Source organism: Dietzia sp. Cai40 (assembly GCF_014145165.1).
Taxonomy (GTDB): domain Bacteria; phylum Actinomycetota; class Actinomycetes; order Mycobacteriales; family Mycobacteriaceae; genus Dietzia; species Dietzia natronolimnaea.
Genome location: NZ_JAALEB010000133.1, coordinates 1 through 4055 on the forward strand (window position 1 = coordinate 1; position 4055 = coordinate 4055).

The window sequence follows — 4055 nt, forward strand, 5'->3', positions numbered from 1 at the left end:
CCCCGCCGGGATCCCCCGCCCCGGTCGTCACGACGCTCACCGCGACGGTCGTCGTCCCGACCCCCGCGGTCGCCACCGCGGGGACGGCCACCACGGTCGTCCCTGCCCGCGGACGGGCGACCGGCGGGCGGACCGGAGTCCGGTCGGATGTCGATCTCCGAACCGGCGACCCGGATCCCGCGCATCGATTCGATCTGATCCCGGGACAGACCCGCCGGGAGTTCGACGATCGAGTGATCGAAACGGATCGAGATACGTCCGATGTCGCCGCCACTGAGTCCGGCCTCATTGGCCAGGGCGCCCATGATGGATCCCGGCTTGACGTTGTTCCGCTTGCCCACAGCAATCCGGTACTGGGCCATGTCCTTGCCCGTGCGCGAGGGACGGGGGCCGTCCGAGAAGTCGCGGCCCGGCCGCTCGCGCCGGTCATCCCGCCGGGTGTCACGCGGGTTGTCCTGCCGTTCACGTCGCGCGGGACGCTCCGGCTCTCGCATGAGGAAGTCGGCGGAATTGCGGGACTGCGTGGCGAGTGCGGCGGCGATGTCGGCCATCGAGACGGAGTGCTCGTTGGCGTACTCCTCCACCAGCCGGCGGAACATCGCCAGGTTCGGATCATCGAGGCTCTCGGTGATCGACTGCCCGAACTTCGCCATCCGCATCTCGTTGACATCATCCACGCTCGGGAGCTGGATCTCTGTCAGCGGCTGACGCGTGGCCCGCTCGATCTGGGAGAGCATGCGACGCTCCCGCGGGGTGACGAACAGCAGCGCCTGCCCGCTGCGGCCGGCGCGGCCCGTACGGCCGATCCGGTGCACGTACGACTCGGTGTCGTGCGGGATGTCGTAGTTGACCACGTGGCTGATACGGGGCACGTCCAGACCACGGGCGGCGACGTCCGTGGCCACGAGGATGTCGGTACGGCCGTCCTTGAGCGCCTCGATCGTCCGCTCGCGGAGATTCTGCGGGATGTCGCCGTTGATCGGCGCAGCAGAGAACCCGCGCGCCCGAAGCTTCTCCGCGAGCTCCTCCGTGGCCGACTTGGTCCGGACGAACAGGATCATCGCGTCGAAATCCTCGACCTCGAAGATCCTCGTCAGGGCGTCGAGTTTGTCCCGGTGATTGACCAGGACGTAGCGCTGATGGATGTTCGGGGCGGTGGAGGTCTTGGAGGCGACCTTCACCTCCGCCGGGTCGGTGAGGTACTTCTGCGAGATGCGCCGGATGGCGGAGGGCATGGTCGCCGAGAACAGGGCGACCTGCGTGGTCTCCGGGGTGTCGGAGAGGATCCGCTCGACGTCCTCCTGGAAGCCCATCGCCAGCATCTCGTCGGCCTCGTCGAGGACGAGATGGCGCAGACCCGACAGATCGAGCGTGCCCTTCTTGAGGTGGTCGATCACGCGGCCGGGCGTACCGACGATGATCTGCGCACCCCGCCGCAGACCGGACAGCTGGATCCCGTAGGCCTGACCGCCATAGATCGGGAGCACGTTGACCTGCGGCATGTTAGCGGAGTAAGTGATGCACGCCTCGGCGACCTGGAGCGCGAGCTCACGGGTGGGCGCCAGAACGAGCGCCTGCGGGCTCTTCACCGCCGGGTCGATGAGTGAGAGGATCGGCAGGGCGAAGGCCGCGGTCTTGCCGGTGCCCGTCTGTGCCAGCCCCACGACATCACGGCCCGCCATCACCATCGGGATGATGGCGGCCTGGATCGCGGAGGGGACCTCGTACCCCACGTCCTTGACCGCCTGGGCGACGGCCGGGGCCAGCCCCATGTCGGCGAACGTGATCGCGTCACCGTCGCCGGCGTCGGCGTCGGGCGCGCGGTCCACCGACTCGCCCCTGCGGGGCGTGCGCTGGTCCGCCTGCTCCACAGCGGGCGCCTCAGGGACCGGTGTCTCCTCGGCGGACGCCTCAGGGACCGGTGTCTCCTCGGCGGGCGACTCCTGCTCCGACGCCTCCTCCGCGGGGACCTCCGGGGCCGACGCGTCCTCGGCGGGCGCCTCTGCGGCGGCCTCGGCCTCGGGTGGGACGCGGTCGTCCGCCGTCTCGGCGGTGGGGTCGGTGGTCTCTGGGGTGCTGGCGGCGGTCTCGACCTCGTCGCCGGCGGTGGCGGTACGGTCCTCGTTGTCGTTGCTCATGAGGTGACTCATGCTACGGCGTCGGAGGCCCCGTTCGCGACACGGCGGCGCAGGTCACTCCCCCGTGGTTCCCCGGACCAGGTGCTCGTGGGTCTCTCTGGCGACGAGCCACGGGACGACCGCGGCCAGCAGCAGACCTCCGGAGAGTGCGAATCCGGCGGTGTAGCCGAACAGGTCCACGACGAGACCCACCAGCACCGGGCCGAGGATCGCACCGGAGTCGCTGGCCATCTGGAAGGTCGCGAGCACCTTCCCGCCCGCGCGATCCGCTCCGATCACGTCCGCGACCGAGGCCTGTTGTGCCGGGTTGAGCACCCCCGCCCCCATGCCCGCCACCACCGAGGCGGCCACGAGGAGCGGAACGGTATCGCACCAGCCCAGCACGAGTGTGGACACCCCGGACACCAGGAGGCCACCGATCACCAGCGGCCGTCGTCCGTACCGGTCGGACAACCACCCGGCCACCGAGATGACGGCGGCGGTGCCCACCGCGAAGGAGGCGAGCGCGGTGCCGGCGATCCCCGCACCGGCGTCGAAGTTCGCGGCGGCGAAGAGCGGGACGATGGCCACCCGTACGCCGAAGGAACTCCATCCGTTGACGAAACTCGACACGAGCGCGGCGCGGTACCCGCTGTGGCGGAGTGCCTCGCGCACCGGCAGCGCCTCCTGCTCCTCCGTCCCGTCGTCCGCCGAGGGCCGGCGGCCTCCCCGGAGGAACACCGCCACCACTCCGGTCGCGACGAGCAGGGTGAAGGAGTAGACGAAGAACGGCACCCGCATCCCGAAGCCGGCGAGCAACCCGCCGAGGACCGGCCCGCCAATGTTGCCGATGAGGAAGGCGGTGGCGTAGAGCCCGGCGATCCGTCCTCTGGCTCCGGGTGGCGAGAGGCGGGTGAGCAACGCCATCGCCGAGATGGTGAACATCGTCGACCCGAGTCCACCGAGTCCCCGGAACACCAGCAGCTGCCAGTAGGTCTGGGCGACGCCCGTGGCCAGGGTCGACACCACCACGATGAGCAGGCCCGACATGTAGACCCAGCGTTCGCCCAGACGGTCCACGAGGAACCCGCCGGCGGGAGCGAACACCAGGCGGAAGAACGCGAACGCGCTCACGACCACCGACGCGGCGGTCACGGAGACGTCGAAGCTCCGGGCGTACTGCGGGAGGACGGGTGCGACGAGACCGTAGCCGATCGCGACGGCGAAGGCCGCCGCGACCAGTACCCACACATCGGCGGGTAGCGGTGTTCGCGGCTGCGCGGTCCGGCTACCCGAGAACGGGCCCCTCACGCCGACCGGAGCACACGGGCCAGGACATCGGCGCCGAAGTGGAGCGCGTCGACGGGGACCCTCTCGTCGACGGCGTGGAAGTGGCCGAAGACGTCGAACTCGTCCGGCACCCGCAGCGGGACGAAGCCGTAGCCGTGGATCCCCAGCGGAGCGAGGTGTTTGTTGTCCGTGCTCGCCGGCAGCAGGTACGGCACGACCAGGGAGCCGGGGTCCGCCTCGCGGACCGCCTCCCGGATGACCGAGACCAGCGGGTCGTCGGCGGGCGCGGCGATCGGCGGTTGCCAGATCCAGTCGACCGCCACGTCGGGTCCGAGCTCGTCCTCGATCTCCGCGCGGAAGGTCTCCTCGCCACCGGGCAGGACGCGGCAGTCGATCTCGGCGAACGCCTCGGAGGGGATGACGTTGGTCTTGTACCCGGCCGACAGGACGGTCGGCGAGGCGGTGTGGGAGAGCGACGCCTCCACCAGTGGGCCGAAGTGCCCGAGCACGTCGAGGTGCGCGGGCAGGTCCGCGACGTCACCGCTCGACCCGGCGAGCTCCCCGACCGCCGCGGCGAGGGCGGTGTTGGCCTCCGTGGGCGCGACGGGGAAGTGCCGGCTCGCGACCCGGTGGACGGCACCCGCGATC

The 4055-nt window shown here is 70.7% G+C and carries 3 protein-coding genes; all 3 read right to left on the minus strand.

The window, feature by feature from the left end:
- A partial coding sequence (locus G6022_RS06015; RefSeq protein ID WP_182691177.1) for a DEAD/DEAH box helicase occupies window positions 1-1772 on the minus strand: 1772 nt, incomplete at its 3' end.
- A 420-nt stretch (window positions 1773-2192) separates the two neighbouring features.
- Window positions 2193-3428 carry an MFS transporter gene (locus G6022_RS06020; RefSeq protein ID WP_179525571.1) on the minus strand — a complete coding sequence of 412 codons (1236 nt, stop codon included), beginning with the start codon at window positions 3426-3428 and terminating at the stop codon, window positions 2193-2195.
- Window positions 3425-4055, minus strand: a 631-nt coding sequence (locus G6022_RS06025) for a M20/M25/M40 family metallo-hydrolase (protein WP_182658568.1), incomplete at its 5' end; no start/stop codon positions are given. The genes G6022_RS06025 and G6022_RS06020, both read right to left, overlap by 4 nt.